This is a genomic window from Lysinibacillus sp. 1 U-2021 (assembly GCF_029916965.1).
GTDB lineage: Bacteria > Bacillota > Bacilli > Bacillales_A > Planococcaceae > Lysinibacillus > Lysinibacillus capsici.
On record NZ_CP123966.1, the window covers coordinates 1,129,566 to 1,155,754 of the forward strand.

A 26,189-nucleotide genomic window follows, 5' to 3' on the forward strand; every position below is an offset into this window, starting at 1 on the left:
CAGCTTGAGGTGATAGGATTGGATATGACGAATATGTATGAAGAACAAAAACTTAAGCATGAAAATCGCTTTCAATATAAGCAGCGTAACATGTGGACTGGGATTTTATTTGGGCTTGGGGTGGTGGCATTTATAGATGAGGTGATTTTTCACCAAGTATTACACTGGCATCATTTCTATGATAAGTCTACAGCAGCTATTGGACTAGTTTCGGATGGTTTATTTCATGCATTCAGCTTTTTTGCTACGATTGGATCTGCTTTTTTATTGGCTGATCTACATAGAAAACATGGGTTTTGGCTAAAAAGATGGCTAGGCGGTATTTTTCTTGGAGCAGGCTCATTTCAGCTTTACGATGGAATTATACAACATAAATTCATGAAACTTCACCAAATTCGTTACAATGTTGAAATACTTCCCTATGATATCGTTTGGAACATATTGGCGGTGCTATTAATAATTATCGGTATTGTCTTACTGCTCCAAACAAATCAAAAAGATCGATAGGAGGTGGCGCATCTTGCATTCTCACGATGTTCATGCTCAAAACTTTCCTATTATAGTTCAGCTTCTACTGGCCTTGCCATTTGTTCTAGCTCTTATAGGCTATATCCTCGCTGTTATTATTTCGAATCAATATAAAAAACAATGGCCTCATTTCCGTACTATCTGTTGGATTGTTGGAAATGTCTGTGCTCTGATTACATTAATCGGCCCATTGGCTGCTCTTAGTCATATTCATTTTGACGCACATATGATAGGACATTTATTGCTTGGCATGCTGGCACCATTACTTATGGCTTTAGCAGCACCCATGACTCTGCTGTTAAGAACCTTATCAGTAAACAAGGCACGTTTTCTCTCTCGGACACTAAAAAATCCGTATGTTCGTTTTATACGTCATCCAATTATTGCATCTATTCTAAATGTAGGAGGTCTATGGTTACTCTATACAACCTCACTTTTCAATTTGATGCATGAACATATACTACTGTATGTATTCATTCATCTCCATATTTTTCTAGCGGGTTATTTGTTTACTATTGCCTTTATTTATATTGATCCTACTCCACATTCATACTCTTATGTTTTTCGATCCCTTACATTAGTAGTAGCATTGGCCGCTCATGCCATATTGGCAAAATTTATTTTTGCAAATCCGCCTCGTCATGTACCCTCCACAGAGGCAGAACTAGGTGCTAAGATCATGTACTACGGTGGAGATGCTATTGAAATCCTTCTTGTGTATATTCTCTTTTATCAATGGTTTAAAAGCACAAGGAATAGTATTCACCCCAAAGCAGCGACTTCATCACGCTAATCTCGCCCTGTTGATTAAGTTAAATAGGATTGGATAATCTGCCAGTCCTCTAGCTTTTCAGTGAACGTTTTAATATTTTTCCCTGGTATTGGACTTGTTGATGGCATTTTTTTATAGGCTCGTCCTTCTAGAAGCCCTAAGCCAATATGCTTTTTAAAAACCTCAAATGCCTTCGCTCCATTAAAAAGCACTAATTGGATATTAGGGTATTGTTTAAAAAGGGTTTGAAAATCATTGGGCTGTTCATTGCGTATCGCTGCATCTAAACTTCCTTCGCGTTCACAAGTTGCAATCGTGTCCCAAAGACCGATTGCATTGTTTTTTAATAAGGCTATTCTCTCTGTATAATCATTTGGAATCGCTATCTGTAATAACTCACCCATAATAGGCCAAAAGTGATTGCGTGAATTGCCATAGTACTGCTGTTTCTCTAACGATTGTTTTCCTGGCATGGATCCAACAATGAGCACCCTTGTTGATGGGTCTACAATTGGTAATAATAAATTTTTTAATTCATTGGACACAACAATCACTCCTTTTCTCTATTGTAACGGAAAATTCGAACCAGCAAGTAAATCTTGGCTTGAAATGAACAAGGGATGTTGACATGAATGGTTCATTTTATATGACTGCACAATTTTGTAGCCTATACAGTAGCCGATCCAAGATGGAAGGGCCCCCCCGTATAGAAATGGATGATGCTGTTCGATTCCTTGGAGTTGTAAATTCGGTAAAAAATGATGCTCCCATAAAGCTAAAAGTTCTTTATCTGAGTAGAATTGCAACCAAGGAGAAATCCACCTTTCCCCATATAAATCTTTCACCGCATCTTCTGCTAAGCCTTCTAAAATGAGAGTATCCAATAAAGTCATATCGTCTAAACTTTTTTTTAATATGTGTATACGACAAACATGGTTATATTCATGAGCAAATAATGCTTGAAGCTCCTGCTTATCTAAATCACCCACAAATAAAAAAAGCGAATGAGGATAAGCGACACCATTTTTATTGGTTATCGTTTGCTGCTGAGTTATTGGGAAAATATAAATTGGTATTGATGGGCCATTCCATTTCCTCTGTAGGTATAGGAACTCCTGCTGTACACTGGCCCATACTTTTTGCCTCTTTAATTTTTCAACATCGACTTCCTCATGAGGTAAAAAAAGACCCTGTTGCTGTAATGTATAGTGAATTTCTTCTGGAAGCCCATCTTGAAATAGTTTGACCAATCGATCACAAAGAATGGAGCATTGTAAGCTTGTTCGCTCATCCTTTCTAGTTGATTTTCTAGCACTTACAAATTCATTTAACCACTTATCCGTTGACACAACTGCCATATTATCACCTCTTCACAGCATATGCCTTGAATAGACAATCGGCTAGTGATAAATCCATCAAATCGCATATATTAGCTTGTAATGACATTGAAAGGAGGGATATGTGTGAATCCAGCTGATGCTTATAGTCTTTGCTGTAAATATCATGGTAAACGTGTTCGAATCTCAGATTCATCTGGTAAAGTACATGTTGGAGAAATCACAAGGGTAGATAGAAGACAGGTATGGATTCTACCTGATAGAAGATATAGTGGTTATGGTTTAGGGTTTTGGGGATTTGGAGGGTATGGAGGAGAAGGTTTTGGTTATGGAATTGCTCTAGGAACAATTTTAGGTATTGCACTAGCTCCAATTATTTTCTTCTAATTCAAACCTCTTATTTAAGTGAAAAAGAAGCCATTTCAAACTTTGTTGAGATGGCTCATTTTTCATTATTGAACTTGCTCTTGTTGCTGTTTGATTTCAATCAGCTCGGATATTGTAACAAATGTGTAGCCTTGCTTTTTTAATGCAGGTAGTATTTCTTCTAGTGCTTGAATTGTTTGTGTACGGTTCCCGCCACCATCATGAAATAAAATAACATCTCCAGGCCTTGTTCCCTTCATTACCTTTTGCACAATTTTCCTTACACCAGGCTCTTTCCAATCTTGCGTATCCTGATGCCAGGACCACATTACTACCTTATAGCCGTCCTTCACAGCCGCATTAATCATAGCATCCGTATAATTTCCACCAACGGGACGGAATAAAACTGGGGAAAAACCAGTAATACTATAAATCGTGTCATTTGTCTGTTGAAGCTCCTCTTGCAATTTTTTGATGGAAACTTTAAATGGATGTGTATACGTATGATTTGCTAATTCATGGCCTTCTGTATAAGAACGTAAAACAAGCTCTGGATATTTTTCTGCATTTTTTCCAATAATAAAAAAGGTGGCTTTTGCATCATATTTTGCTAATAAATCTAGCACAGCCGCTGTGTATTTAGGATGTGGACCATCATCAAAGGTGAGTGCAACAATTTTATCCTTTGTTTTGATATCCCAAACAACTTCCCCTGTCTCCTCATAATAGGGACGACCTTTATCTGCGTAGCCTTCCTGCACTAAAAATCCCGAGATGATTAAAAAGAAAACCATAAAAATGAATACGTAAATACGTGTCATAGCATCACCTCCCAAGTCCGAAATCACAGAACTCCGTCAACTTACTATTTACGAATTGCCATGAAATATACTTGTAAAGGATTGTCTGTTTTCTCCTTTTAATTATTTCAGGAAAATTTTAAACGTTATTTTTAATTTTGAACAATATGTGAAAATCTTTGAATAGTACTTTATTTTTTTATTTATTGGTGTAAAATTAAATCAAATCTGATATATAACAGTTATTATAAATATATAAATGTTATGCAACACAACAAAGGGGATGACATATATGTGGATTATTACAGTATTTGAAGAAAACACTTATCGTATGTTTGAGTATAGTTCTAAACGTGAGGCAACAAATGCACTACATAAATTTAAACAAACCGCTTTGCTTTCTTATACAAGATAATAAAGGATAAAAGGAATCTATTCATTTGAGTAGATTCCTTTTTGTTATAAAGTCCCTCCTAATTCCTTTCATCCTTATACATCTAACAACATATTTAGTTAGTTGCCATGATTTTTTTCCTGAAAATGTCGAACACCTTGCTAGCCTTCACCATATGTATATAGAGAAAAGGAGTGATTTCAATGGTGACAATTGAACCTATTATGATTAAAGGGCATTTCTTCACTGCAGTAGTTGTTCAATTACCTAAAACAACATTACTAACTATTTCTAATGATACAGGCTACATTATGTGTGGTGCTTTAGATGTCGGCCTATTAAATAGTCGCTTAGTTGATCGAAAAATTATTGCTGGTCGTGCAGTAGGCGTGAAAACAATTGACGAGCTATTAACAGCTCCATTAGAATCTGTAACTTATGAAGCAGAACAGTTTGGTATAACAGAAGGAATGACTGGTGTAGAAGCACTTTTAAAAATGATCTAATTGGCTAAAAAAAGCGTCAACTAGACGCTTTTCTTTTTTGTTTGTTAACCTAATTTGAATAAGCAATTTCCCCATTCCCCATACTGTGGGACAAAGGGAGTTGTTAGTATGAATAGTAGGCAACATGTTAAAATACACGCCACCTTACTTATTATTGTTTTAATTGTTTTCATCTGGTCTGTTATAAAGCCGTCCTCCTATTTAGATTGGCTAGCTGAAGTTAGTCCTGGAATTGTGGCAATAACAGTCGCTGTTTGCATTTATCGTAAATTCCGCTTCACCACATTTTCTTATTTTATTATTGCTCTCTTGTCGATCCTGACATTTATAGGTGGGCATTATACCTATTCGGAAGTCCCTCTTTTTAATTGGATAAAAGATGAGTTTCATTTACAACGTAATCACTATGATCGCTTTGGCCACTTTTTAAAAGGTTTATTAGCCATCGTAATAAGGGAAATACTAATTAGGAAAACACCACTTACAAAAGGAGCTTGGCTTACAGGTATTACGATCAGTATTCTACTCGCAATTGCCGCTTTTTATGAAATCATTGAATGGTTAAGTACAAGAATCTCGAAGGGAAGTAAAGGAGCAAAGGATTTTTTAGGCATGCAGGGAGATAAATGGGATGCACAATGGGACATGTTTTTAGCCTTGCTGGGAGCTATTTTAGCTTTACTTCTATTCACAAAGCTCCATGATAAATTTTTAAAAAGAATAAACAAATCGTAAATATTTTTGCATAGCATGATTATATAACCAATGAAAGGTGGTATTAGATGTACTATGCACAGGTCAATCAACAAACACATCATCCATCACGTACTATGATTGTAATCGGCTATGGACAGGTAATGGCTACACCTAGCTCTGTACAATTACAAATTGAAGTCCAAACACAGGGCAACCATGTACAAGGTCCTCAACAGGAAAATGCGGCAATCATGAATGAAGTTATGCAATCACTTCTCGCACTTGGTATTCCAAGAGAACAAATTCAAACGGCTAGTTATACCATCACACCACTATATAATTTCGAAGATGGCAAACAAATTTTTAATGGTTATGAAGTAGTCAACGCCATTTCGGTCAACGTTTCGGATACCAATGATTTGGGCTTAATCATTGATACGGCTATAGAAAATGGGGCAAATCGAATAACCAATATTCAGTTCAAAATGGACCATACCGATGCTTACTATCAGCAAGCATTAAGTTTAGCGCTACAGAATGCTCAATTGAAGGCGAAAACAATAGCAGAAACTATGCACCTGCCTTTGCAGCCACTCCCTGTAGAGATTGTGGAAGAGCAGGCTAACACACCTATCCTTTATCGCTCTATGGCTGTATCCTCGGGAATCACGCCTATAGAACAGGGACAAATTGCTATTGATGCTACTGTTCGTGTGAAATTTCAATACTAAAGTTAGGAGCCTTCCGCTACTCAAAGTGCAGAAGGCCCTCATTTATTTTACAAGTGTATTTTTTTCAATAAGGATTTCATCATCCTGAGTTTTAATAACCATATCAAAATGCTGGCAATGTGGATGCATAAATAATTCATATTGAATACGTCGCTCATCATGTGATTGTTTTAAATAATTTATATCTGTCCCTCTTTCCAGCACATCACGATCTGATCTTCTCTTAAGCTCTGTAGCCCCATCCGTATAAAAATAAATCTTTAAATCGAGTAACTGCGGATCTATAAATGCTACACACATTCCTTCTACTATCGTGATCTGTTTTTTCGAAGAAATTAATGTACTTTTCATATAATTTGTATCGATTGTCATAAAATCGAGCCCTGCTCTTATCATCTGAACATCTCGCTCCAATGATGGCAGATGATGAGCAGCGGGATGACAAGCCGTCATTTTAAAACGATGATGCTCATTTTGATATGTATAATTAAGTATTGTTTGCTTGCGAATATCCGAATTCACAATATACGGATCAGTATTCAAATAATTCACTTCATCTTGATCTAAAGCATGTATAAGTTTTTTGGCAAATGTCGTTTTTCCAGCAGCACCATGACCAGAAATGCCGATTATGATTTTATTATCAGCCTGTTTAACCCATTTTAAAATTTCTTTTAATATCGTCTCCATCTTACTCTCCTTCACTATAAAAGGTATGGCAAGAAACAATTCCTACCATACCACTTAATATTAGCCTTCACTTTACTATGCTCCCCATATTCGCTCTATCATTACTTCATTATGCTGAGGGCTTAGTAGAAAAACATCTGGGTTGCTTAAATTTTTCCAACAGTGAAAATCAACATCCTTATCATAATACTTCAGTAGCAAAGAGATGATATTGCCATGACTCACGATTAATGTATTATCAACATCCTGTGCAAATGCATCTTTTACAAGGTCTACAATTCGATGCATCGCTTCATTACTGGATTCTCCACCATCATATTTTAAATCCATATCCACAAATGTCGCCTGTAATTTTTCGTACCAATCTGGTAAATCTCTAGTACTTAAAAGGCGCTCCGAAAGACGTTCATCAATTTCAATCGTCATACTTTCTCTACTACTTAATGGTTTAATGGATTGGATTGCTCTTAAGAAAGGGCTAGATACAATTCGATCAATTTTTAGATCCTTGAAAAACTCAGCTAAACTATCTGCTTGCTCTATTCCCTTCTGTGTTAAGGGTGCATCTAGTGATTGTCCTTGTGCGAGACAATGTCTAATGACATAAATTTTCCCCATACATACCTCCTCGTTTAGAAAGTCATTTTTAAACGATTATTATACCCCGTTTACTAAATAGCTCCGATTTAAATGTTCCTATTCATTATCTCACTTGTTCTACATTTTTCCGCCCAAAATAATTCGTCCCTATCACACCAATAATAATCATGACGCCACCAATAAGATGATATAGATGGAAATCTTCCTGTAAAAATAAGACCCCTGCCAAAATCAATCCTCTAAGGAAATCTGTATGCATAGCCATATCATTCTATCGAGACAGGTGAATACTTCTAAGATTATTGATCATTTGGCACAACAAAATATTTTGTTAGATCCTATTAAACGTAATTATTTAGATGCATTTTATCGGGAACGTATTATCAAACTAAATGTATCGAATATAGACGAATCCAAGATTGATGTTGGCATAAGGGAAATGGCGCTAGCCCTTCATAACACGAGCAATTATTTCTAAAGCACATTATTCATGAAACCTTATTGTAGCTCATATAATTAGACATCATAAATTGGTTCAATAAGGAGGATTCAATGCAATCTGAGAAATTGCGACTAAGGAAGATTCAACGTCTTGCATATGAAATTATGGATGAGATGCACAAAGAAAAGCATCGCACAGAAATGCACAAATTAATTCCGATTATTGATAACTTGTCGCGGGCAATTGGGGATTTAACAGATTCTGTTGGTAAATACTCACTGGATTATGTAGAGGAAAAAGTGAAAAATGCCCATGCTCTTTTATTTAACAAAGAAAAGGTAGATATTTATTAATCAAGACCGGGAAAAAGGGTAACCATAATACATGGCTACCCTTTTGACATTAATGCGTTTCAGGTTCGAATGTTTTACAGTCTGTTTCCTCGCTGTTGGAAGCATGTTGTCCCTTTTGGCTGACAACATAAATTTTTTCAGCTGTGCATTTGTTACCAGAATCCCAAAATGTGCAGTTATTGACTTCACAAAGAATTTCTTGTGCCATCGTCTCACACCTCCTCTTTGTTATCTTTAACAAATTAGAGGTAATCAATACGTTATTCAAAAAAGTCACTTCGCAATTATTGTAAGAGCTGTCTGATTCACTCCATACTGAAGTCTAGATTAGTAGGATGATTTGATAAATGTTCCTGCGTAAGCATATTTGTTGAGGGTACCTTGTTGTCAACTTCTTCAAAACGGAAGCCATCTGCCCAGACTTTACCCGAACCAATTAGTAACACACCAAAATAAATGGAATTACCTTCTTCAGGTACGTCTAAGACAATCGAATAATGATTCCATTCAGTAGAACCTGTCACAGGGCGTTGATCCATATTATCAAATTGAATCGTATCACCTGTACCATTGTCAATACGCATCCATGCACCACACTTTGTAGCATCTGCCGTCTTTAAGTAGCATGACATTTTCAAGCGTTTCCCTTTATAGTCAGCTGCCAGAAAACCCTGCATCATTGTAGCAAATTGACCATGATTTGCTGAGGCAGTTGTGGAATACAATACTCCTGAACGCTTCCCTGAATGAAATACCTTGTCATCTGTATGAAATTTATACAATTCTGGATTAGCACCACTCAACACCCAACCTTTAACCTGTTCAACTGTTTCCATGTAATGTTCCTCCTCCATCATATTTAATGATTGCATTACTTTTCGATACTTCCCTGGTGGTAAAGCATAAACTTCTTTAAAGGCTCTTGTAAAAGCCTCTTGTGATTGAAACTGAAGTGTAACAGCAATCGTTAATATCGATACATTAGAGTACATCAAATAACTCGCTGCCATAGCTAGCCGACGTATACGAATATATTCACCAATCGTAAATCCCGTTTCTTGCTTAAAAATTCGGCTTAGATGGTACTTCGAATAGCCAGCAGTATTAGGAAGACATTCAAAGGAAATTTCTCCCATCAATTGCTCCTCGATATAGGCAATAGTTCTTTGCGTCGCTTGACTATACTCCATGTTACTCACCTCATCTTTATCATAATGGAGAAGGAAACAGATTTTTTGATGGAGGTTGCTAAATTTAGCTTAATCAATTATTTTTGTTGGTGTTGCTTCTTGCACAACGATGAGACCATCATAAGCTTCCTCAGGTGTCATTTTAATGGTGTACAGCATTTGTGTCAGCTTATACCACGGACGAAAATCATCGCCGATATTGCCCATTCTTTGCTTTTTGGCAAGAATATTCGCCAGCTCCTTCGATTGTTTGGCAGCTTCAAAATTCACATAAAAGATGTTATTATCAATGTCACTAAAGGCATCCACTAAAGCATTGTGATGCTCAATCGAATATTCCTTTCGTGCACCAGACCCATTTTGTGCCTGGAATGTATTTTTCACAAAGTCTGTGCCAATCGCAAAATATTGATCTTTATATATCTCACTTAAATAATGCCCCATCGATTGATAGCCTGCCATCGTAGCAGAAGTTTTCTCAATATGACCATTATGAGCAGACATTAATACCTTATCATGACCTTGCGTTGCTTCATATTCAACAATCCATTGTAAATTTTCAGCTAAATATTCGTCCCGCAAATTCATATAATTACCATCATTTAAAAATAATTGCGTACGCTGCTTCATAATTTGCGCATATTGAACAGCAAATGCAAATTCATCCTTTGAAGATTGTTTCTCATACATCGCCTTGTTTGCTTGTAAATCGTTGATTATTGTATCAATCGTTTTATCAAGCTTAAGTAGCTGACTATCCGATAAATCTCTCATCGTTTTGTTGGAAACATGCTCTAGCTTAGTCGTGAATTTTCGTGCATTGTCAGCATGTACCTTGGCGTAAAAATCAAGTAACCCCTTTTTGCTGTAATCATAGCGCTGCATATCATTGCCATAAAAATAAATTTTCTCTTGATCATCAACTGTCTGGTTATAGTCATGCATCCACTGCACAAACTCTACCATTTGTTCGGTTTTGTAGATACCATAGTCTAACGCTTTTATAGCTTCCTCCGCCGTTCCGACACCGTTTTCGATAAATTGGTTTATCTGCTGGGCTCCACCAAAATCTCCTTCTAAAACGAAAACATGGACATTTTCATTTTTTATCATCGCTTCAAATACATCTTTTTTTAATGTTTGAAATTCGATATTGCCATGTGTTGCTTCCCCAAAACCAATAATTTTTACATCATCAGGAATGTTGATATCTTTAATTTCATTCGTATATTGTGTGGCATCTTTTACAATCTCTCTCTGTCCACATCCTACTAAAGCTACTAATAGCATCGATACTGTTAAAAAACGTAAGCTACGTTTCATCATTCTCATGTCAATTCTCCTTTTAGGTTAAATGGATTTTCGCTGGAAATAGTAATATCCTCCGAGGAAAAATACGATGAATCCGCCACCTACTACGGTTAACAATTGCTCCCACGGTACAAAGAATACATCGTCTGTATTGCCACCTATATACATCATCGAAAAGGGTTGTGCCCAAGGATAATACGGACCAATTCTTTCAGAATTCACTGCTAAAATTGATGGTAAAGTAAATATGACATTAACAGCAAATGGAGCAGCAAAGCTTTTAAACATAATGGACATCCACAATTGCAAGGCTACTAATGGCAATGTCGCTACCCAGCCTCCCACTATGCTTTTCCAAACAATCTCCATAGGAAAAGAATCTGTATAGCCTTTTACCATCCCAACAGCAAAGACCGAACCTAAATACAATATCTGCATTGCTAAAACAAGCAGCATAATCAATATGTATTTAGCTACAAATACCTTCCCTCTTGTTACAGGTAATGCTAAAAGCTGCTTCCATCCACCAGACTGATGTTCATACCTACAAATAAGACTGGTAAAAACACCAGAAATAAGTGGTAAAAATAATAGAGCATATGTTAAATTCATCGAAAATAACGATACATACCACTCATTGATCTCAATCCCCTGCATGTTGTCCTCTAAATTAGCGGATAGGCCTATAAAAAGTCCAATCATGGGTCCTGCTAAAATAATCGGTACCATTTTTGATTTACGTAACTTAAACCACTCAGCTTGAAGTAAAGCAATCATTATTTCACGTCCCTTCTTGCAAAATCAACCATGCCGATAATATAGAGTAAGATACCAATTCCTACGCCTAATAAGACATTGATCATCGGCTCATTCCATTGGTTCATCAATGATGGCCATCTCCATATCATCCAATCTGGAAGAACATAGGAAGAATAGGCAAAAATCACCCCAAAAATGCCTACAGTTATCGGAATCCCTTGATTATGACTTACACTCGCTATCCACAATTGAAGTGCCAAGATAGGTAATGCTGCAAACGCAGGGAAATAGCTATATTTTGCAAGCTCCATGTAAGGTACCGTGTCACCTAATTCTAAAAACAGCCCGTAGCTCAGCGTAAAAAACATTAATAACGTTGAAGCGAAAAATAGTAAGATAGCTAACAGCGTAAATTTAGACAAATATACGGTTATTTTGGAAACAGGTAATGCAATGAGTTGTTTCCAAGCATTGGTCTCATTTTCAATGCTTGCTATGAATGACGTAAGAATGGCAATACCCAAGACTATGGCAAGCGGTGTAAATGAATGCACATTTAATAAGAAATAGCCCCAATCATCCTCACTTTGCTGTAAGAGGTACTCCTTTCTTACGCCATAATTGACCATTTGCAGAGCAACCACTCCTAAAGGGCCGATAAGCGTTAGAAGCCATAATCCTTTACGTTTGATTTTTAAGAAATCAGCAGTTAAAAGCCCCATCATATCCCCTGCTCTCCCATCGTCATTTGCAAGAATATATCCTCCAATGAGCGTTTCTCTTCCTCGACTCGGAATACGGATATACCCTCCTGAACAAGAACTTGGACAATATGAGCAACCTTTTCATCCGAGCACTCTTCTAAGAAAATCACACCACCCTGATAATCTGCCTTAATACCATTTGCTAATAAGAAACGCCATCCTTTTTCACCATTGCTTACTTTAAAGATAACCTTTGGTTGGGCAAATCGACGCATAGCTTCAATAGAATCTTGGAAAATTAATTTCCCTTTCAAAACAATCCCCACTTGTGTTGCCATTTGATCAATCTCTGATAATAAATGGCTGGAGATTATAATGGTCATGCCATATTCCTCTGGTAATCTTTTAATTAAATTACGAATCTCTATAATGCCTGAAGGATCGAGGCCATTCGTTGGTTCATCTAAAATAAGTAATTCAGGACTATGTAGTAAAGAAGCAGCAATACCAAGACGTTGCTTCATTCCTAAAGAGAAACCTTTGACCTTTTTATGGGCAGCTTCCTTCAAACGGACAATTTCCAAAACTTCATCGATTCGAGTTTTCGGTACACCTAGTATTTTTCTTAGTGCCTCTAGATTCTCATAAGCCGTTAAATGTGGATAATAAGAAGGGTTTTCCACCAACGAACCAATCTTAGCTAAAATTTGGATACGTTCCTTCGTAATATTCTTTTCAAAGACTTTAATTGTTCCAGAAGATGGCTTCATTAAACCTAGAAGCATTCGAATTGTAGTCGTTTTACCTGCCCCATTCGGACCTAAAAATCCATATATTTCACCTTTGCGTATTTGCAAGTTCAAATTTGATACAGCTTGCTCTTTCCCAAAGCTTTTTGATAAGTTTTGTGTTTGTACGATATACTCCAATGTCCTCACCTCTTTAACTATCTTAAAAAGGGAAGTTTAAAAAAAGTATGGGCTAAGTTTAAATTTTGTTTAAAAATTCATTTCTATCATAAAAAAAATCTGCGAGGCATTTATTTCTTAAGCTTCGCAGATTTTTTTATGATAATTTTTGTACCAGAGTGATCGGAATGAATATCCCATTCAAGATGCATGCCCTTTATCATGACATCAACAATTGATAAGCCAATACCAGCGCCCTTTGCATTCGACTCATTTTTCATCCCTTGCCCATGATCCTCCACAATAAATGCTGTATAATACTCCGTCGATTGCGTTCTCACACTTATATACTTACCACTATTCGCGTGGCGCAGTACATTTTGGAAAATATTATCAAATACTCTCCCTAACCATAATGGATCAACACGCCATTCAACAGGTTCAAATGGCTGTAGCTCAATATCGATTATGAAACCTTCTCGCTCGAAAACTGGATACCATGTCGTTAGATGTTCCCTTACAAATCGGATAACATTGATGTCGTTCGGTTCAAATTTATATTTACTTGCCATAAGCAATGTGTAGGACATCAAATTTTCAATTAAAGCATCAATATTCACTATGGATGCGTCCATAGCCTTTAATGCCTGCTTCCCTTCCTCAGATAACACTTCTTTGCTAATTGTATAGGATTGAGCTCTTACCTTCGTTAAAGGCGTCCGTAAATCATGTGATAGATTAGCAATCAGTTCACGTCTTAGCTGTTCTTCCTTCTGTTGACGTTGTTTACTGTCTCGCAGTTCACAAACCATTCTGTTAAAACTATGCTCCAATTGCCCAATCTCATCTCGTTTTTTCACCTGAATTTCAATAGGTAGACCATCTACATCACGTATTTCCATAGCCTCTTGCAGATGTAATAGTCTTTTTCGAATTCCCTTGAAAAATAAAAGCGACACTACAATAAAAAATAAAATAACTGCAATAACACCAAAAAATAAAAAGTTACCATAGTTATCATAGACCTTTATAAGTGGAGGATTAAATGCTACCCTTGGAATCTCTAATACAATAAAGCCATTTGATATGTCATCACCTAAGAAGGCAATAACAGTAAATGGATCGTCTCCATAACGTTCTTTTATAAATTGAGTTGTATAGGCTGGTGTCCATTTTGCTGGTAACTGATCCTTCACATTCAATGTAGTCAGTAAGTTCCCCTCTTCACTTACCCAAAACATAGAAGCCGTTGGAAATTGCTCCTGCCACTTTTGAAATAACTGCGTAATCGCATCATCTGTTGCATTGGTCATATTTTTAGCCTGTGCATGCCATCGCTCTTCAATATCACTTTCTACAAGTACTCCACTTGAAAATTCTCCTGTCCCTGTCTTTGTAATGCCTAATACGAAAATAGCAACACCCAGATAGGAGATTTGTACAATAGATATGGCTAATACAATAATCAGCATATATTTTGCTAATAATGATCGAAAAAATATCATTGTTTCACCCTATAGCCAATGCCTCGGATTGTTTCAATAATCATAGGCTTTGCAGGATTGATTTCTATTTTTTCTCTTAAGTAACGAATATGCACCATGAGTGTTTTATCACCCTCTATATAGCTCTCACCCCAAACACCCTCATAGAGTTGTTCCTTCGTTAAAATTTGATTTAAATGACGAATAAAATACTGTAATAAATAAAATTGTTTTCCTGTCAAAAGAATTTCTTCTTCATCAATCGTATTGATTATTTGCATATCTTTCGTATCAATTTTAAGGTGCTGCAATGTCAGTACATCATCACTTTTTTGATATCTTCTTAATAATACTTCCAGTCTTGCTACGAGCTCATCAGGGTGAAATGGCTTTGTTAAGTAATCATCAGCAAAATGCAGCCCTTCAATTTTATCTTCAACAGCTGTTCGTGCTGATAACATTAGAATTGGCAGGTCTTTATTTTCCCGTTTAATTCTTTTACCTATGGAGAAACCGTCCAATCCAGGTAGCATCACATCTAATATAGCAATATCTTTTGAGTTAATATGTTGTTCAAGCCCCTCCCCTGATTCTAGCCATGTCACATCATAGCCTCGTTCAGTTAATTCTTTGCTTACCCATTGTCCGATTTCTTTTTCATCTTCTATGTATAATATACGAATCAATGTTCATCCTCCTTGATACATTTAACTTGTAATAAAAAATTTATAATTTCCATACATGGTTATTATAGGGGAACTGTTATTTATTTTCTTAGGAAATTCAAAAACGTTGACTAATTAAAAAAAGCAACTACTAAAAGTTGCTCTTTTATAGTATACGCTGCTACTTTATCACAAAAAGGTGTTGGAAATCTGTATTACAAGGCAAGCCTCAAAGCATGGGAAGAATCATATACCCCTAAAATGGAAATATCTTTCCATCAATGTTGCTCGCTTCACATTTAGGTGCTGGAAAAAAAGAAACTTCACTTCTTGTTTTTTTGATAAATATGCTAACATGGCCCTAACTATATTGGAGTATTAGAGAAATATAATTTACTTAGGTTTTCCTTATAATAGAGGGGGTGTTTATGTTTGGATATTAGACAGCTAATCTATTTTATAGCAATTGTGGAGGAAAAAAGATTTCTGCTGCGGCTGAAAGGTTACATATTTCTCAACACCATTAAGTCAGCATTTCAAAACGATGGAGGAAGAACTCGGTTCAAAGTTGGTAGAAAGGAGCGGCAAGTATTTTGAAGTAACTGAAGCGGGAAATACGTTATATAAATATGCATTGCAGGTTGCACAATTAATGGAAGAGGCAGAAGCAGAGGTCAAGGATATTGGATCAGGCCTTCATGGTTTATTGACATTGGGCATTAATACATTTTCAGTTGTTGAGCTACCTCAATTACTACAACAATTTCAACAATATTATCCAAAGGTGACTTATAAAATTCAACAAAACGAATCTTCTTTAGTAAGGGACCGTGTTTAGAACTTGCCATCATTCGCTTACCTTTAGAATTAGATGATTTCTCTGTTCTTCATATGTACACTGAACCATTTTACTTTATACAATCCAAAAAATCCGACTTCTTAGAACACGATGTATCTTTAGCTGACATGCAAAATTGGCCAATCCTGTTACCAAGACCAAGCACTGAAGGCTTAGGCGTACATTATTCGATATTAGAAGCATTTTCTCGCTGCCAGTTGCAGTCCCACATTGTTGGAGAATGCTCAGATACGGCACTGTTAATGAACTTATTCGCTTCTGGCTTTAGCTCCTCTATCATACCTGAAACTATTTTAAAGCATTATGGAGATTTACCACTTCATGCATATAAAATTCCATCAGCAGAATTATCCACCTCAGTAGGACTCGTATGGCTGAAGAATCATTATTTATCTAAAGCCGCTCAAAACTTTGTGAATTTAATGAGGGAGCATTATTGTTAATGATTAATAAAAAAGAGAACAAATTAGAAACCTTCGTTTGCTCTCTTTTTGAACAGTTATTGAATAATCAGCATATCATTCTCATCAAACTGCCACATGTCGCCATAGGCAACTTCCCAATAGTAGCCATTTGGATCTTGAAAATAGCCACTATAGCCACCCCAAAATACAGTTACGGGCTCCTTAACAATTTTAGCACCCGCCTTTTTTGCTAATGCAAAGACTCGATCTACTTCTTCTTTTGATTTACCATTATAGGCAAGCGTGATTCCACCAAAGCCTTGGCTAATTTCTGGTGGATTGGATTCATTAATATCTTTGACTAAACGTTCAATTGGAAATAACGATATTTTTGTTCCTCCATTATTAAAGAACATGACATCGGGATTCGTCTCCTCTCCGTATACCACCACTTCAAAACCCAGTCCCTCTCGATAAAAATTGAGAGATTCCACCATATCTTTAACACCTAATGTAATTAAATTTAAACGATTCATCTTCAAAATCCCCTTTTTAAAGTATTACTACTTTAATTCTCTACCGAACGTATATTTCCTTTTATTACCGCAAGAAAAATATTTGTTTAATTGTCTCCAAAGCTTTTTGTAGACTACTCGATATTTTTACTAGTAGTTAAGACCAATCAGGTGTGACATTTTTATTTAATCGTTCATCATCAATAAATATTTTTATTCCTCTAATCATTGCCAGCTCACAAAAGTTACCTCTACGTTTCTATGACACAAAAAAGTACGTACTTTTTTTGAGAGTTTATTAGCAGCATAATGAGTAAGCAATCCAATAATCACAAAACATGGAGGACTAAAAATGATTACTCATTTACAAGATACAATCACTTTAAATAATGGCCTACAAATGCCTGGTATGGGTCTAGGGGTTTTTCAAGTAGAAAATGACGCTACTGCAGAAATGGTTAAAAATGCTATCGAGGTTGGCTATCGAAGCATCGATACTGCTGCTATTTATGGCAATGAAGCAGGTGTAGGAGAAGGTATTAAACAAGCTCTAGCATCTACTGGCTTACGTCGTGAAGATTTATTTATCACATCTAAAGTATGGAACGATGGTTTAAGCTATGATGAAACAATTGTAGCCTATGAAGAGAGCCTAAAAAAATTAGGATTAGATTATTTAGACCTTTATCTAATTCATTGGCCTGGTAAAGATAAATATGCTGAATCGTGGAAAGCACTTGAAGACTTATATGAACAAAGCAAGATCAAAGCAATCGGTGTATGTAACTTTACTGTGGCACACTTGGATAACTTATTATCATTTGCTCATATTAAACCTGTTGTGAACCAAGTGGAATTCCACCCACGCCTACAACAAGTGGAGCTTCGTTCATTCTGTGACAAGCACCAAATTCAACTTGAAGCATGGGCACCTTTAATGCAAGGTGGACTTCTTGAAGATGAAACAATTTCAAAAATCGCAACAAAATACGGAAAATCAAATGCTCAGGTTATTTTACGCTGGGATGTACAAAATGGAGTGATTACAATTCCAAAATCAGTACGTAGAGAGCGTATGATGCAAAACGCTGATATCTTTGACTTTACTTTAACAGACGAAGAAATGGCATTAATCAATGAGATGAATCGTGAACAACGCGTTGGACCAAATCCAGATGAATTTGACTTTGCTCTATAAGCATTAAAAAGAGGAAAGAGACTGTCTTGTATATGACAGTCTCTTTCTCCCCTCATTATGATGTTTGCTGCATGGCAATATCATCATCACGTTGTTTTAACAGTACATCTTCACCTTTATCCTGTAATAATTCAACATGTTTTTCACCCCACGTACAAAGCATGTTCAGAATTGGTTCCATTCCTTGTCCATAGGCTGTTAATGAATATTCAACTTTTGGTGGTACTTGATTGAAGACCTTTCGATTGATTAACCCAGCCTGCTCCAGTTCCCTTAATTGGTTTGTGAGCATTTTTTGCGAAATACCTGGGATCAATCGTCGAAATTCGTTTGTTCGAATTTTACCATGGTGGTTTAAATGACAAAGAATAACTGGTTTCCATTTACCACCAATAACTTCTAGTGTAGCTTCAACACCAATATTATAAATTTTTTGCATCGTAAACCTCCTGTAATATCCAAAAGTAACTAAAAGTACTCTACATATCTTTTTGGTATGTATGAATATTACTACACATCATAAAAAAAATCAAAGGAGATAGTAGTAAAATGTCAAAATCAAAAAAGCCAAATGCTAAACTTACCTTACTAGCACTTGCTATCAGTGCATTTGGTATAGGGTCCACTGAATTTATCAGTGTGGGACTTTTACCATTAATTACAGATGACTTTGGTATTTCTCTTAGCACAGCTGGCTTAACCGTTTCTATATATGCACTAGGGGTAACTGTTGGGGCTCCCTTACTAACAGCTTTAACATCCCGCCTTAGTCGAAAAACCGTATTATTGCTTGTCATGTCCATTTTTATAGTGGGTAACCTAGCAGTCGCTTTAGCTCCTAATTTCGCATTACTATTAATCGGACGTATTATTTCAGCATTAGCACATGGTGTGTTTATGTCCATCGCTTCTGTTATAGCAGCAGATGTAGTGGAACCAAATAAACGAGCAAGTGCTATCGCCTTTATGTTTACTGGCTTAACATTAGCTACTGTAACAGGTGTCCCACTCGGTACATTTATTGGACAAGTAACAGATTGGCGTATGTCATTCATTTTTATTGTTGTCATTGGAATTGTCGGTTTAATTAGTAATGCATTGTTAGTACCTAGCCAATTATCGAAAGGCAATCCCATCTCTATTCGTGATATCGGCAAAGTTTTAGGCAATATTCGTATGATCTTAATACTATTCATTACCGCAATTGGATACGGCGGTGCTTTTGTTGTCTACACATATGTTTCACCTATTTTAGAACAATATATGGGGTATTCCCCACATACAGTCGTCATTATTCTAGTTGTCTATGGTATTTGTGTAGCTATCGGTAATACTCTTGGTGGTCATTTTGCTAATCATAATCCACTACGTTCCATCTTTATTATTTTTGTTGGACTTGCATTGTCATTGCTTGGCATTGGCTTTACCCTAGACTCACCTATTATGGGATTAATAATGGTGCTAACAATGGGATTGTTCATGTTTATGAATGTCCCAGGATTGCAGCTATATGCTGTTCTACTATCTGAAAAATATGTACCATCAGCCATTTCAATGGCCTCGGCATTGAATATTTCTGCTTTCAACATTGGCATATTTTTAGGCTCATATATCGGAGGCTTTATTATTCGCCACCAATCGTTGGCGCATACGCCTATATACGGATTCCTGATGGTTATGCTAGCAGCAATTGTTACACTTTTATGGTTACTTTTCGATAACAAAAAACAATAACTCTCTAAATTTCACTTTGTATAAAAAATTAGTAGAGAATGTGTATTGTTTGTTAATATGTTGTATCCTATAATTTACTTGAGTCAAACGAGAATGATTATCATTCTAATTTAAGGGTATACCCTTACTGTTTTAGTAAATCTATAGGAGTGAATAAAATGCGTAGAGGTCGATATTTTTCATTTGTAGTTTTCTTTGCACTAATGTTCGTATTAAGTGCCTGTGGCTCAAATGAAGTAAAAGAGGATACAGCTACAGAAGAGCAATCATCTAAAGATACAAGAATTGTAGAAGACGAGTTTGGAAAAGTAGAAATTCCTACAAATCCACAGCGTGTAGCTGCTATCTATTTGGAAGACTATTTAACAGCTTTGGATGTAAAACCCGTTGTGCAATGGTATCACCCATCTTGGGGAAAACAGGACTATTTAGGATTAGATGTTCCTGAGTTCGACATTACCGGTAGCATGGAAACATTATTACAAGCCAAGCCTGATTTAATCATTGTAGATGGTGCCGCGGACCAGGCAAAGTATGAGGAATACTCAAAGGTAGCGCCTACTTACCGCTTGAAAGAAGATATTCTACAAGATCCACGTGAAATTACAAAAACAATAGCTGATGTTTTAAATATTCCCGATAAGGCAAAAGAAATGGTTGATCGATATGAGCAACGTGTTGCCGATTTAAAAGCAAAACTAGATGAATCAATTGGAGACGAAACAGTTGCCGTTGTACGACTAAATGTAGCAGATAATACATTAGCATTATTTGGCATTAAAAATCGCTACTCTGGCTACATTTACACAGAGACAGACTTAACACCACATCCATTAGCCCGTGATATGACAGAGTTCCACGAGGTTTTATCAGAAGAGGCTATCACGGAATTAGATGCGGATCATATTATCCTTTTCCCTTCAAACGGTACATGGGAGTCTAAAGAAAACCAAGAAGCCATTAAATGGTTAGATAGTACACTATGGAAAACACTCCCTGCTGTAAAAAATGGGCATGTCTATATTGCTGATCGCACATATTGGCAATCTGGCGCAATTACAGCCAACTTGCTAAAGTATGATGATTTAGAGAAATGGTTCGTCAAATAATTTTCAAAAGAAAGCTCTTAATGAGGGCTTTCTTTGGCTTAGTGTTAAAAAACAAAATAATCAATAGCACTTTTGCGAAGGAGAAAATGGATAGGTGTTGTCACTCATCACTTCTTCACATTGAAATAAGTGCCTATCCTCTCTTTAATAGACTTTTTTGTTCCCTACTGCTAGTACGAAAGAAGAAAAGACACGTTAGCAGCATGGTTGATTGGAGTGGAGCCAGCGTCACTCCTAGGGGATTTAGCGTCACAGGTGAGACCCTGGAGCGAACGCAAGTGAGTGAAGCGGCTCATCAGACGCCACCTGAAAAGGACGCTGGCGGAGGGGAAATCAACCCCTTGCCTTGCTAAAGGGGCTTTTTCTACTAGTCACATGATCTTTTTTCAACAACATGAAAGGAAGCTCTTAATGAGGGCTTTCTTTGTGTTGTTCTGCCAATTCAAAAAAAGGGGTGAATTATCAATGGGTAACTTAACACATGTTTATACGTTACAAAATATCTCTTATTCAATTCAATCATCAAAAAAGTTATTGATTAGTAGTGACTTCTATACACTTTTCATCGTAATGAATGGTAGCGGAAAGCTAGAAATAGATCATGACATCATTCATTTTAGTGAAGAAAAGTACATATTGATTCCGCCAAATAACACGGTTAGTATCCATATTCAAAGTGAGCACCTTTGTTTTTATCAATTACATTTCAACATTGTCAATCTCAGCAATAGTCAGAATTCATATAGTCATTTTACAAGTATCAGCGAACGACATCTTCTCCCCTTTTCACAATGTCATAGACTGCTAGAAGTCATCTATCAGAACAGGTTAGCGGAGGATGAACACACGATTTTTGAACAGCATGTACACTTTCAAGAGCTGATGTTATTACTCCTACATCCAACCATACCCAAGCAGATGCAAAAAAATGATCGACAATCTGTTGAGCAGTCCATTAACCATTTACATAAACATTTTGAAAAAGAGTGGACGGTTGAGCAGCTAGCACAGCTAGCTGACGTACCAAGATGGAATTATACGCGCATTTTTAAAGATATTACGGGACAAATTCCTCTTCACTATTTAACTAAACTTCGTATTGAAAAAGCTAAGCATTTATTAATGACAACAAATGATCGAGTATTTGAAATTAGCCAGTCTGTCGGATTTAATAATGAGTATTATTTCAATCGTCGCTTTAAGGAACATGTCGGCATCTCTCCAGGACAATATCGAAGAAATCAAAGCAGCCATCTACGTGTATTTGCACCATTCTTAGAAGATTTCTTTGTTGCGCTTGGGATTACGCCAATTGCTCAATTCAGTCATTCAAAATGGGGAAAACAAGACTATTTAGGTCTACAGAAAGTGCCAGATATTGATGTACAAAATAGAGAAATGGATCGACTCCTTTACTATAAGCCAACTTTAATTATGTTAGATTCTGGTGTAGAGCGTTGGGAATCCTTTCAGCACTTAGATGAAGTAGGACCCGTCTGTCATCTTTCACACCCTGGAGAGAATTGGCAATCTACGTTATTTAAGATTGCAGATCTAACAGGAAAAACCTCCTTGATACAAGACGTAATCCTACAATATGAAGATAAAGTACAACAAGCAAAAGGAATTCTTAGCAAATCAGTTTATGGGCAAAGTGTGGCATTTCTCCGTATTTCAGCCATTAGCATTACTCTATACGCCGGTCCTGAATGTGGCTATACGGGCCCCATTTTATATCGTGACTTAGGTTTAATGCCACATTCACTAGTATGGAGTATTCCGCACAATCAACGTAAAGCACAACTGACATTTGATCAATTGTTGCAATTAGATGCGGATCATTTATTTATTACATTTGATAAGCAACATTCCATTTATGAAAATGAGGAACGTGCTATTTTAAAAACTCCTACTTGGAAAAACCTAGCTGCCGTTAAAAGCAGCTGTGTCTATGAAGTAGACTTTTTAACATGGATGAATTATGGCATTTTATCACATAGTAAAAAAATTGATGATGTCTTGAATGTACTTGGCTAAAAAAAGCTTACTTTAGCTTCCTTTTTAAATGGTGAGGAGGACAAACATTGCACCGCAAAATAACACCGAATGTAGTTTGGCTACATAAGATAGGATATCAGTTATAGGATAGGAGGAATGACCTTGTATTACAATCCTTATCCGTATTTTGTGCATCCCTATCATTATCCAACATCGCCTATCGCTAATCATTTTGCCATTAGACCCTTTTCGCAACATTTAGCAATGCCGACCAATAATCCTTTTCCACCTGTCGATACACACAAATTAAAAGCTTCAGCAACACGGATAAAGGCGATGATGCAGCAAGCCCAATTACTTACGGATAAAATAGATAGCTCCCAACAATTCGCACATGATTTAATGAATGCTGCTCAACTTTCAAATAAAACAGAGGTTGAAAAATTAATCACATCAACAGGTATTACGATGAAATTTGAAACGAACTATACACCAGACAGTTTTAGAATACGTCTGATTGATAATGATTGTTGTGGAGTCACCTTGAATTTGAATTGGTGAAAATTCCCAGTGAACTTGTAAACTATAAAAAACTATGCTAAAGTGTTTGTATTGTTATTTCTGAAAATTCTTATATTACTTTTCTTATCAAGAGAGACGGAGGGATTGGCCCGACGAAGTCTCAGCAACCAGCTAACAGTATGGTGCTAATTCCAATTGGCAAAATGATCAGCCTTGAAGATGAGAAGAAGAACTACCGTTGTTTCAAGCAGGAGTCCTCTTCTATTAGGGGACTCCTTTTTATTTACCACTATTTTTTACAGAAAGCAGGGAAATCGATGTCTAATGAACTTTTGCAAGCATTGCAATTACTAAAATCGAAACAGTGGGTTGATTTAACACATACATTCGGCCCTAATTCTCCACATTTTTTTATGTTTGAGGACGCTAAATTTGAAACGTTATTTTCTCATAAGGATGGTTTCTTCGCTCAACAATTCACGTTCCCTGGTCAATATGGCACACATATCGACCCACCCATTCATTTTGTGCGAGATACTCGCTACTTAGAAGAATTAGAACTAAAAGAGCTTGTTCTCCCCCTTGTTGTTATTGATAAATCACAGGAGGCTGCGAGCAACCATGATTTTTCATTAAGTGTTCAAGATATTCTTGATTTTGAGGACAAGCATGGAGAAATTGAAGCAGGAACATTTGTAGCATTACGTACAGATTGGAGTAAGCGCTGGCCAGATAAAGAGGCTTTCAGTAATAAGGATGCAGATGGACATAACCATATCCCTGGCTGGGGTTTAGAAGCTTTACAGTTTTTACTACAAGAACGCAAGGTAAGCGCAATTGGTCATGAAACATTCGATACGGACTCTGCTGCTGATTTTCGTAAAAATGGCAAGCTAGATGGCGAATATTTTGTGCTTGACCAAGACACCTATCAAATTGAGCTAATGACGAATTTGGACAAGCTACCTGCGAAAGGCGCTATCATCTTCAATATCGTACCTAAGCCAGAAAAAGCATCTGGCTTCCCTGTGCGATCTTTTGCTATTTTGCCATAACATAAAAGTCGGTATAGCGTATACCGACTTTTATTTTTGTCCATTTCTTTTTTTAAATAAAAAATAAGCAATGAGCATCCCTATAATAAATAAAAGAATAAGATAGATACTGTAATGGGTTAAATAGTATCCAACAAATCGCCATTTCTCTCCAAGCATCTTTCCTAATGATATAAATGTGAACGTCCAAATAAATGCCCCTGTATAGGCAAAAAGAGCAAACTTTCTATAAGGATAATTATTAATAGCCGCAATATAAGCTGTCAAATGGCGTACCCCTGGAATAAAATAGCCAATTAATAATAGGGTAGGTCCTATTTTTGTAAACATCTTTTTCGTAAAGTCAATTTTTTGCTCGGTAATATGAATTTTAGGGCCATATTTCTGCAATAACGGTAAGCCAAAACGATAACCAATATAGTAGCTTAAGGTAATGCCTCCAATCGCACCAATCATTGCACTGACTAAAGCAGGAATGTGTTCAAGACTTTCTCGGTAAACACTATAGCCTACATAAGTCAGAAACACCTCATCAGGAAGTGGCACCCCAACAATACCTCCAATTAGAATCACGATAATCCCAAAATATCCGTAATGTTCAATTAGAGACTGCACGTGATGTGCCATAAATCATCCCACCTAAAATTTATTAAAATCTACCTGCTATATATAGTGTAGCCTCAGCGCTCTAAATGACTTGAAGCTGACGTAAAGCAAAATTGATACCGCCATCCGTAGATTTCTTTGTAACAAAATTGGCAGCACTTTTTAGAGCTTTACTGCCATTTCCCATGGCAATTCCTACTCCTACATACTCCAACATATCAATATCATTATCCCCATCCCCAAAGGCAATCGCATTCTCAGGGTCAATGTTAAAATGATCAAGCACCGCTTTAATAGCTATAGACTTCGAAACATCCTGCTGTAAGACATTCACAATATAAGGATGCCAACGCTGCAAAAATATATTCGAAAATTGGCTAGTATATCTTTTTTCAGCCAGCTCATCCGCATATAAACACATGAGAAAAACCTCTTCATCTACAATTTTTTCATTTATAAGTGGAAAATCCCGTAAAGATAAAGTTTCTTGCATCGCTCTTAAAGCTACTGGACTTTGTATGCTATTCATAGATAACTCCTCTGTAAAAAATGTTAGGCTATGCTGCTGTTCCTGTGCAAAAGCCTGTATATTGTAGACAATTTCTTTGGCAATCGGAGTTTTATGTATGACAAGTTCCTTATGTTTCACATAGGCCCCATTTGCTGTAATAAAGGTTTCAATCCCCAGCGCTTTTAATTCATAGCACATAGATAAGGGTCTTCCAGTAGCCGCTACAAGATGAATTCCCTTTTCTTGCAATAGCTGAATAGCTTGTTTTGTACTTTCTTCCACACAGCCATCCTCGTAATTAATCAATGTGCCGTCTACATCAAAAATCACGATATTACACTTCATTTTGAGCACCTCCATCATAGTCTTTTAGAACCAATTGATTTAAATTTACAATTCTTCTCTCTTGAAATATGTGAAAGTATTTTGACAAACTTTAAGC

The 26,189-nt window shown here is 36.5% G+C and carries 32 protein-coding genes, 2 pseudogenes and 1 riboswitch; of the genes and pseudogenes, 16 read left to right on the forward strand and 18 right to left on the reverse strand.

Annotation, left to right across the window (positions count from 1 at the left end; translation table 11 throughout):
• Positions 1-24 precede the first annotated feature (24 nt).
• Together QH639_RS05935 and QH639_RS05940 are read left to right on the forward strand one after the other, a co-directional pair.
• A complete protein-coding gene (locus QH639_RS05935) occupies positions 25-507 on the forward strand; it encodes a DUF2243 domain-containing protein (RefSeq protein WP_281115803.1) in 483 nt (160 codons plus the stop codon).
• Between the two features lie 13 nt (positions 508-520).
• Complete coding sequence (locus QH639_RS05940; RefSeq protein WP_237898837.1) at positions 521-1,321, forward strand: cytochrome c oxidase assembly protein; 801 nt, start codon at positions 521-523, stop codon at positions 1,319-1,321.
• A 14-nt stretch (positions 1,322-1,335) separates the two neighbouring features.
• On the opposite strand, the gene QH639_RS05945 is transcribed toward QH639_RS05940, so the two are convergent.
• On the reverse strand, positions 1,336-1,845 hold the full coding sequence (locus QH639_RS05945) for a DNA-deoxyinosine glycosylase (protein ID WP_281115804.1): 510 nt from the start codon (positions 1,843-1,845) through the stop codon (positions 1,336-1,338).
• Positions 1,846-1,863: 18 nt separating this feature from the next.
• Positions 1,864-2,658 (reverse strand): DUF2268 domain-containing putative Zn-dependent protease, encoded by a 795-nt coding sequence (locus tag QH639_RS05950; RefSeq protein ID WP_281115805.1) that lies wholly within the window; start codon positions 2,656-2,658, stop codon positions 1,864-1,866.
• A 105-nt stretch (positions 2,659-2,763) separates the two neighbouring features.
• Here QH639_RS05950 and QH639_RS05955 point away from each other — a divergent pair, with 105 nt between their 5' ends.
• On the forward strand, positions 2,764-3,024 hold the full coding sequence (locus QH639_RS05955; RefSeq protein ID WP_004231722.1) for a hypothetical protein: 261 nt from the start codon (positions 2,764-2,766) through the stop codon (positions 3,022-3,024).
• A gap of 65 nt (positions 3,025-3,089) precedes the next feature.
• Here the strand turns inward: QH639_RS05955 and QH639_RS05960 are convergent, their stop codons facing one another.
• The gene (locus tag QH639_RS05960) at positions 3,090-3,824 is read right to left on the reverse strand and encodes a polysaccharide deacetylase family protein (RefSeq protein ID WP_131520966.1); all 735 of its coding nucleotides are present in this window, start codon (positions 3,822-3,824) and stop codon (positions 3,090-3,092) included.
• 271 nt (positions 3,825-4,095) lie between these two features.
• Here QH639_RS05960 and QH639_RS05965 point away from each other — a divergent pair, with 271 nt between their 5' ends.
• From QH639_RS05965 to QH639_RS05980, 4 genes are all read left to right on the forward strand, one after another.
• Positions 4,096-4,218 (forward strand): hypothetical protein, encoded by a 123-nt coding sequence (locus QH639_RS05965; protein ID WP_255501615.1) that lies wholly within the window; start codon positions 4,096-4,098, stop codon positions 4,216-4,218.
• 182 nt (positions 4,219-4,400) lie between these two features.
• Positions 4,401-4,703: a YunC family protein gene (locus QH639_RS05970; RefSeq protein ID WP_281115806.1), complete on the forward strand. Its 303-nt coding sequence runs from the start codon at positions 4,401-4,403 to the stop codon at positions 4,701-4,703.
• 108 nt (positions 4,704-4,811) lie between these two features.
• On the forward strand, positions 4,812-5,438 hold the full coding sequence (locus QH639_RS05975; protein ID WP_131520967.1) for a DUF2238 domain-containing protein: 627 nt from the start codon (positions 4,812-4,814) through the stop codon (positions 5,436-5,438).
• Between the two features lie 47 nt (positions 5,439-5,485).
• The gene (locus QH639_RS05980; RefSeq protein ID WP_237898842.1) at positions 5,486-6,130 is read left to right on the forward strand and encodes an SIMPL domain-containing protein; all 645 of its coding nucleotides are present in this window, start codon (positions 5,486-5,488) and stop codon (positions 6,128-6,130) included.
• A gap of 42 nt (positions 6,131-6,172) precedes the next feature.
• Here QH639_RS05980 and QH639_RS05985 read toward each other — a convergent pair whose 3' ends face one another.
• The 3 genes and pseudogenes from QH639_RS05985 to QH639_RS05995 all read right to left on the reverse strand — a co-directional run.
• A complete protein-coding gene (locus tag QH639_RS05985) occupies positions 6,173-6,820 on the reverse strand; it encodes a uridine kinase family protein (protein ID WP_281115807.1) in 648 nt (215 codons plus the stop codon).
• A gap of 75 nt (positions 6,821-6,895) precedes the next feature.
• Entirely contained in the window at positions 6,896-7,438 is a 543-nt protein-coding gene (locus QH639_RS05990; protein ID WP_281115808.1) for a histidine phosphatase family protein, read from the reverse strand.
• 85 nt (positions 7,439-7,523) lie between these two features.
• Positions 7,524-7,652: pseudogene (locus QH639_RS05995) on the reverse strand (EamA family transporter); the annotation flags it as partial.
• Between the two features lie 21 nt (positions 7,653-7,673).
• Between QH639_RS05995 and QH639_RS06000 the strand changes: the two are divergent.
• Positions 7,674-7,898, forward strand: coding sequence for a hypothetical protein (locus QH639_RS06000; RefSeq protein WP_281115809.1), 225 nt, complete (start codon positions 7,674-7,676; stop codon positions 7,896-7,898).
• A gap of 74 nt (positions 7,899-7,972) precedes the next feature.
• Positions 7,973-8,215, forward strand: a complete 243-nt coding sequence (locus QH639_RS06005) for a hypothetical protein (RefSeq protein WP_004231701.1) — start codon at positions 7,973-7,975, stop codon at positions 8,213-8,215.
• Between the two features lie 49 nt (positions 8,216-8,264).
• Here QH639_RS06005 and QH639_RS06010 read toward each other — a convergent pair whose 3' ends face one another.
• The 8 genes from QH639_RS06010 to QH639_RS06045 form a co-directional block, all read right to left on the reverse strand.
• On the reverse strand, positions 8,265-8,423 hold the full coding sequence (locus QH639_RS06010) for a DUF1540 domain-containing protein (RefSeq protein ID WP_004231699.1): 159 nt from the start codon (positions 8,421-8,423) through the stop codon (positions 8,265-8,267).
• A 97-nt stretch (positions 8,424-8,520) separates the two neighbouring features.
• The gene (locus QH639_RS06015) at positions 8,521-9,405 is read right to left on the reverse strand and encodes a helix-turn-helix transcriptional regulator (protein WP_259419973.1); all 885 of its coding nucleotides are present in this window, start codon (positions 9,403-9,405) and stop codon (positions 8,521-8,523) included.
• 69 nt (positions 9,406-9,474) lie between these two features.
• Positions 9,475-10,731, reverse strand: coding sequence for an erythromycin esterase family protein (locus QH639_RS06020; protein ID WP_348638179.1), 1,257 nt, complete (start codon positions 10,729-10,731; stop codon positions 9,475-9,477).
• A 24-nt stretch (positions 10,732-10,755) separates the two neighbouring features.
• The gene (locus QH639_RS06025; protein WP_131520972.1) at positions 10,756-11,493 is read right to left on the reverse strand and encodes an ABC transporter permease; all 738 of its coding nucleotides are present in this window, start codon (positions 11,491-11,493) and stop codon (positions 10,756-10,758) included.
• Positions 11,493-12,200, reverse strand: a complete 708-nt coding sequence (locus QH639_RS06030; protein ID WP_237898846.1) for an ABC transporter permease — start codon at positions 12,198-12,200, stop codon at positions 11,493-11,495. The genes QH639_RS06025 and QH639_RS06030 overlap by 1 nt, the downstream gene beginning before the upstream one ends.
• A complete protein-coding gene (locus QH639_RS06035) occupies positions 12,197-13,108 on the reverse strand; it encodes an ABC transporter ATP-binding protein (protein WP_131520974.1) in 912 nt (303 codons plus the stop codon). The genes QH639_RS06030 and QH639_RS06035 overlap by 4 nt, the downstream gene beginning before the upstream one ends.
• A 110-nt stretch (positions 13,109-13,218) precedes the next feature.
• Positions 13,219-14,592 (reverse strand): HAMP domain-containing sensor histidine kinase, encoded by a 1,374-nt coding sequence (locus tag QH639_RS06040; RefSeq protein WP_131520975.1) that lies wholly within the window; start codon positions 14,590-14,592, stop codon positions 13,219-13,221.
• The gene (locus QH639_RS06045) at positions 14,589-15,257 is read right to left on the reverse strand and encodes a response regulator transcription factor (RefSeq protein ID WP_016992630.1); all 669 of its coding nucleotides are present in this window, start codon (positions 15,255-15,257) and stop codon (positions 14,589-14,591) included. The genes QH639_RS06040 and QH639_RS06045 overlap by 4 nt, the downstream gene beginning before the upstream one ends.
• A 411-nt stretch (positions 15,258-15,668) precedes the next feature.
• Here QH639_RS06045 and QH639_RS06050 point away from each other — a divergent pair.
• Positions 15,669-16,538 (forward strand): annotated as a pseudogene (locus QH639_RS06050) (LysR family transcriptional regulator).
• 56 nt (positions 16,539-16,594) lie between these two features.
• Here the strand turns inward: QH639_RS06050 and QH639_RS06055 are convergent.
• The gene (locus QH639_RS06055) at positions 16,595-17,035 is read right to left on the reverse strand and encodes a VOC family protein (protein WP_281115811.1); all 441 of its coding nucleotides are present in this window, start codon (positions 17,033-17,035) and stop codon (positions 16,595-16,597) included.
• Between the two features lie 331 nt (positions 17,036-17,366).
• Between QH639_RS06055 and QH639_RS06060 the strand changes: the two genes are divergently transcribed.
• A complete protein-coding gene (locus QH639_RS06060) occupies positions 17,367-18,212 on the forward strand; it encodes an aldo/keto reductase (RefSeq protein ID WP_281115812.1) in 846 nt (281 codons plus the stop codon).
• Between the two features lie 55 nt (positions 18,213-18,267).
• On the opposite strand, the gene QH639_RS06065 is transcribed toward QH639_RS06060, so the two are convergent.
• Entirely contained in the window at positions 18,268-18,651 is a 384-nt protein-coding gene (locus tag QH639_RS06065; protein WP_131520978.1) for a winged helix-turn-helix transcriptional regulator, read from the reverse strand.
• Positions 18,652-18,761: 110 nt separating this feature from the next.
• Here QH639_RS06065 and QH639_RS06070 point away from each other — a divergent pair, with 110 nt between their 5' ends.
• The 5 genes from QH639_RS06070 to QH639_RS06090 all read left to right on the forward strand — a co-directional run bounded on the left by QH639_RS06070 (position 18,762) and on the right by QH639_RS06090 (position 24,630).
• Positions 18,762-19,946: an MFS transporter gene (locus tag QH639_RS06070; RefSeq protein WP_281115813.1), complete on the forward strand. Its 1,185-nt coding sequence runs from the start codon at positions 18,762-18,764 to the stop codon at positions 19,944-19,946.
• A gap of 158 nt (positions 19,947-20,104) precedes the next feature.
• Positions 20,105-21,055, forward strand: coding sequence for an ABC transporter substrate-binding protein (locus QH639_RS06075; protein ID WP_281115814.1), 951 nt, complete (start codon positions 20,105-20,107; stop codon positions 21,053-21,055).
• Between the two features lie 465 nt (positions 21,056-21,520).
• Positions 21,521-23,092, forward strand: a complete 1,572-nt coding sequence (locus tag QH639_RS06080) for a helix-turn-helix domain-containing protein (RefSeq protein WP_131520981.1) — start codon at positions 21,521-21,523, stop codon at positions 23,090-23,092.
• Positions 23,093-23,209: 117 nt separating this feature from the next.
• Positions 23,210-23,614: a YuzC family spore coat inner layer protein gene (locus QH639_RS06085; protein WP_227744935.1), complete on the forward strand. Its 405-nt coding sequence runs from the start codon at positions 23,210-23,212 to the stop codon at positions 23,612-23,614.
• Between the two features lie 81 nt (positions 23,615-23,695).
• Positions 23,696-23,801: riboswitch (SAM riboswitch) on the forward strand.
• Positions 23,802-23,892: 91 nt separating this feature from the next.
• Complete coding sequence (locus tag QH639_RS06090) at positions 23,893-24,630, forward strand: cyclase family protein (protein WP_281115815.1); 738 nt, start codon at positions 23,893-23,895, stop codon at positions 24,628-24,630.
• A 30-nt stretch (positions 24,631-24,660) separates the two neighbouring features.
• On the opposite strand, the gene QH639_RS06095 is transcribed toward QH639_RS06090, so the two are convergent.
• A complete protein-coding gene (locus QH639_RS06095; RefSeq protein WP_131520984.1) occupies positions 24,661-25,257 on the reverse strand; it encodes a DedA family protein in 597 nt (198 codons plus the stop codon).
• Positions 25,258-25,318: 61 nt separating this feature from the next.
• Positions 25,319-26,092 (reverse strand): Cof-type HAD-IIB family hydrolase, encoded by a 774-nt coding sequence (locus QH639_RS06100; protein ID WP_131520985.1) that lies wholly within the window; start codon positions 26,090-26,092, stop codon positions 25,319-25,321.
• Positions 26,093-26,189: the final 97 nt, after the last annotated feature.

What these genes read in the sequence shown, in the direction of transcription:
- QH639_RS05935 (WP_281115803.1), top strand. Translation starts at nt 25, where the DNA reads ATGACGAATATGTATGAAGAACAAAAACTTAAGCATGAAAATCGCTTT.
- QH639_RS05950 (WP_281115805.1), bottom strand. Translation starts at nt 2,658, where the DNA reads ATGGCAGTTGTGTCAACGGATAAGTGGTTAAATGAATTTGTAAGTGCT.
- QH639_RS05960 (WP_131520966.1), bottom strand. Translation starts at nt 3,824, where the DNA reads ATGACACGTATTTACGTATTCATTTTTATGGTTTTCTTTTTAATCATC.
- QH639_RS05965 (WP_255501615.1), top strand. Translation starts at nt 4,096, where the DNA reads ATGTGGATTATTACAGTATTTGAAGAAAACACTTATCGTATGTTTGAG.
- QH639_RS05970 (WP_281115806.1), top strand. Translation starts at nt 4,401, where the DNA reads ATGGTGACAATTGAACCTATTATGATTAAAGGGCATTTCTTCACTGCA.
- QH639_RS05975 (WP_131520967.1), top strand. Translation starts at nt 4,812, where the DNA reads ATGAATAGTAGGCAACATGTTAAAATACACGCCACCTTACTTATTATT.
- QH639_RS05980 (WP_237898842.1), top strand. Translation starts at nt 5,486, where the DNA reads ATGTACTATGCACAGGTCAATCAACAAACACATCATCCATCACGTACT.
- QH639_RS05985 (WP_281115807.1), bottom strand. Translation starts at nt 6,820, where the DNA reads ATGGAGACGATATTAAAAGAAATTTTAAAATGGGTTAAACAGGCTGAT.
- QH639_RS05990 (WP_281115808.1), bottom strand. Translation starts at nt 7,438, where the DNA reads ATGGGGAAAATTTATGTCATTAGACATTGTCTCGCACAAGGACAATCA.
- QH639_RS06000 (WP_281115809.1), top strand. Translation starts at nt 7,674, where the DNA reads ATGCATAGCCATATCATTCTATCGAGACAGGTGAATACTTCTAAGATT.
- QH639_RS06005 (WP_004231701.1), top strand. Translation starts at nt 7,973, where the DNA reads ATGCAATCTGAGAAATTGCGACTAAGGAAGATTCAACGTCTTGCATAT.
- QH639_RS06010 (WP_004231699.1), bottom strand. Translation starts at nt 8,423, where the DNA reads ATGGCACAAGAAATTCTTTGTGAAGTCAATAACTGCACATTTTGGGAT.
- QH639_RS06015 (WP_259419973.1), bottom strand. Translation starts at nt 9,405, where the DNA reads ATGGAGTATAGTCAAGCGACGCAAAGAACTATTGCCTATATCGAGGAG.
- QH639_RS06020 (WP_348638179.1), bottom strand. Translation starts at nt 10,731, where the DNA reads ATGATGAAACGTAGCTTACGTTTTTTAACAGTATCGATGCTATTAGTA.
- QH639_RS06025 (WP_131520972.1), bottom strand. Translation starts at nt 11,493, where the DNA reads ATGATTGCTTTACTTCAAGCTGAGTGGTTTAAGTTACGTAAATCAAAA.
- QH639_RS06030 (WP_237898846.1), bottom strand. Translation starts at nt 12,200, where the DNA reads ATGATGGGGCTTTTAACTGCTGATTTCTTAAAAATCAAACGTAAAGGA.
- QH639_RS06040 (WP_131520975.1), bottom strand. Translation starts at nt 14,592, where the DNA reads ATGATATTTTTTCGATCATTATTAGCAAAATATATGCTGATTATTGTA.
- QH639_RS06055 (WP_281115811.1), bottom strand. Translation starts at nt 17,035, where the DNA reads ATGAATCGTTTAAATTTAATTACATTAGGTGTTAAAGATATGGTGGAA.
- QH639_RS06060 (WP_281115812.1), top strand. Translation starts at nt 17,367, where the DNA reads ATGATTACTCATTTACAAGATACAATCACTTTAAATAATGGCCTACAA.
- QH639_RS06065 (WP_131520978.1), bottom strand. Translation starts at nt 18,651, where the DNA reads ATGCAAAAAATTTATAATATTGGTGTTGAAGCTACACTAGAAGTTATT.
- QH639_RS06070 (WP_281115813.1), top strand. Translation starts at nt 18,762, where the DNA reads ATGTCAAAATCAAAAAAGCCAAATGCTAAACTTACCTTACTAGCACTT.
- QH639_RS06075 (WP_281115814.1), top strand. Translation starts at nt 20,105, where the DNA reads ATGCGTAGAGGTCGATATTTTTCATTTGTAGTTTTCTTTGCACTAATG.
- QH639_RS06080 (WP_131520981.1), top strand. Translation starts at nt 21,521, where the DNA reads ATGGGTAACTTAACACATGTTTATACGTTACAAAATATCTCTTATTCA.
- QH639_RS06085 (WP_227744935.1), top strand. Translation starts at nt 23,210, where the DNA reads ATGACCTTGTATTACAATCCTTATCCGTATTTTGTGCATCCCTATCAT.
- QH639_RS06090 (WP_281115815.1), top strand. Translation starts at nt 23,893, where the DNA reads ATGTCTAATGAACTTTTGCAAGCATTGCAATTACTAAAATCGAAACAG.
- QH639_RS06095 (WP_131520984.1), bottom strand. Translation starts at nt 25,257, where the DNA reads ATGGCACATCACGTGCAGTCTCTAATTGAACATTACGGATATTTTGGG.
- QH639_RS06100 (WP_131520985.1), bottom strand. Translation starts at nt 26,092, where the DNA reads ATGAAGTGTAATATCGTGATTTTTGATGTAGACGGCACATTGATTAAT.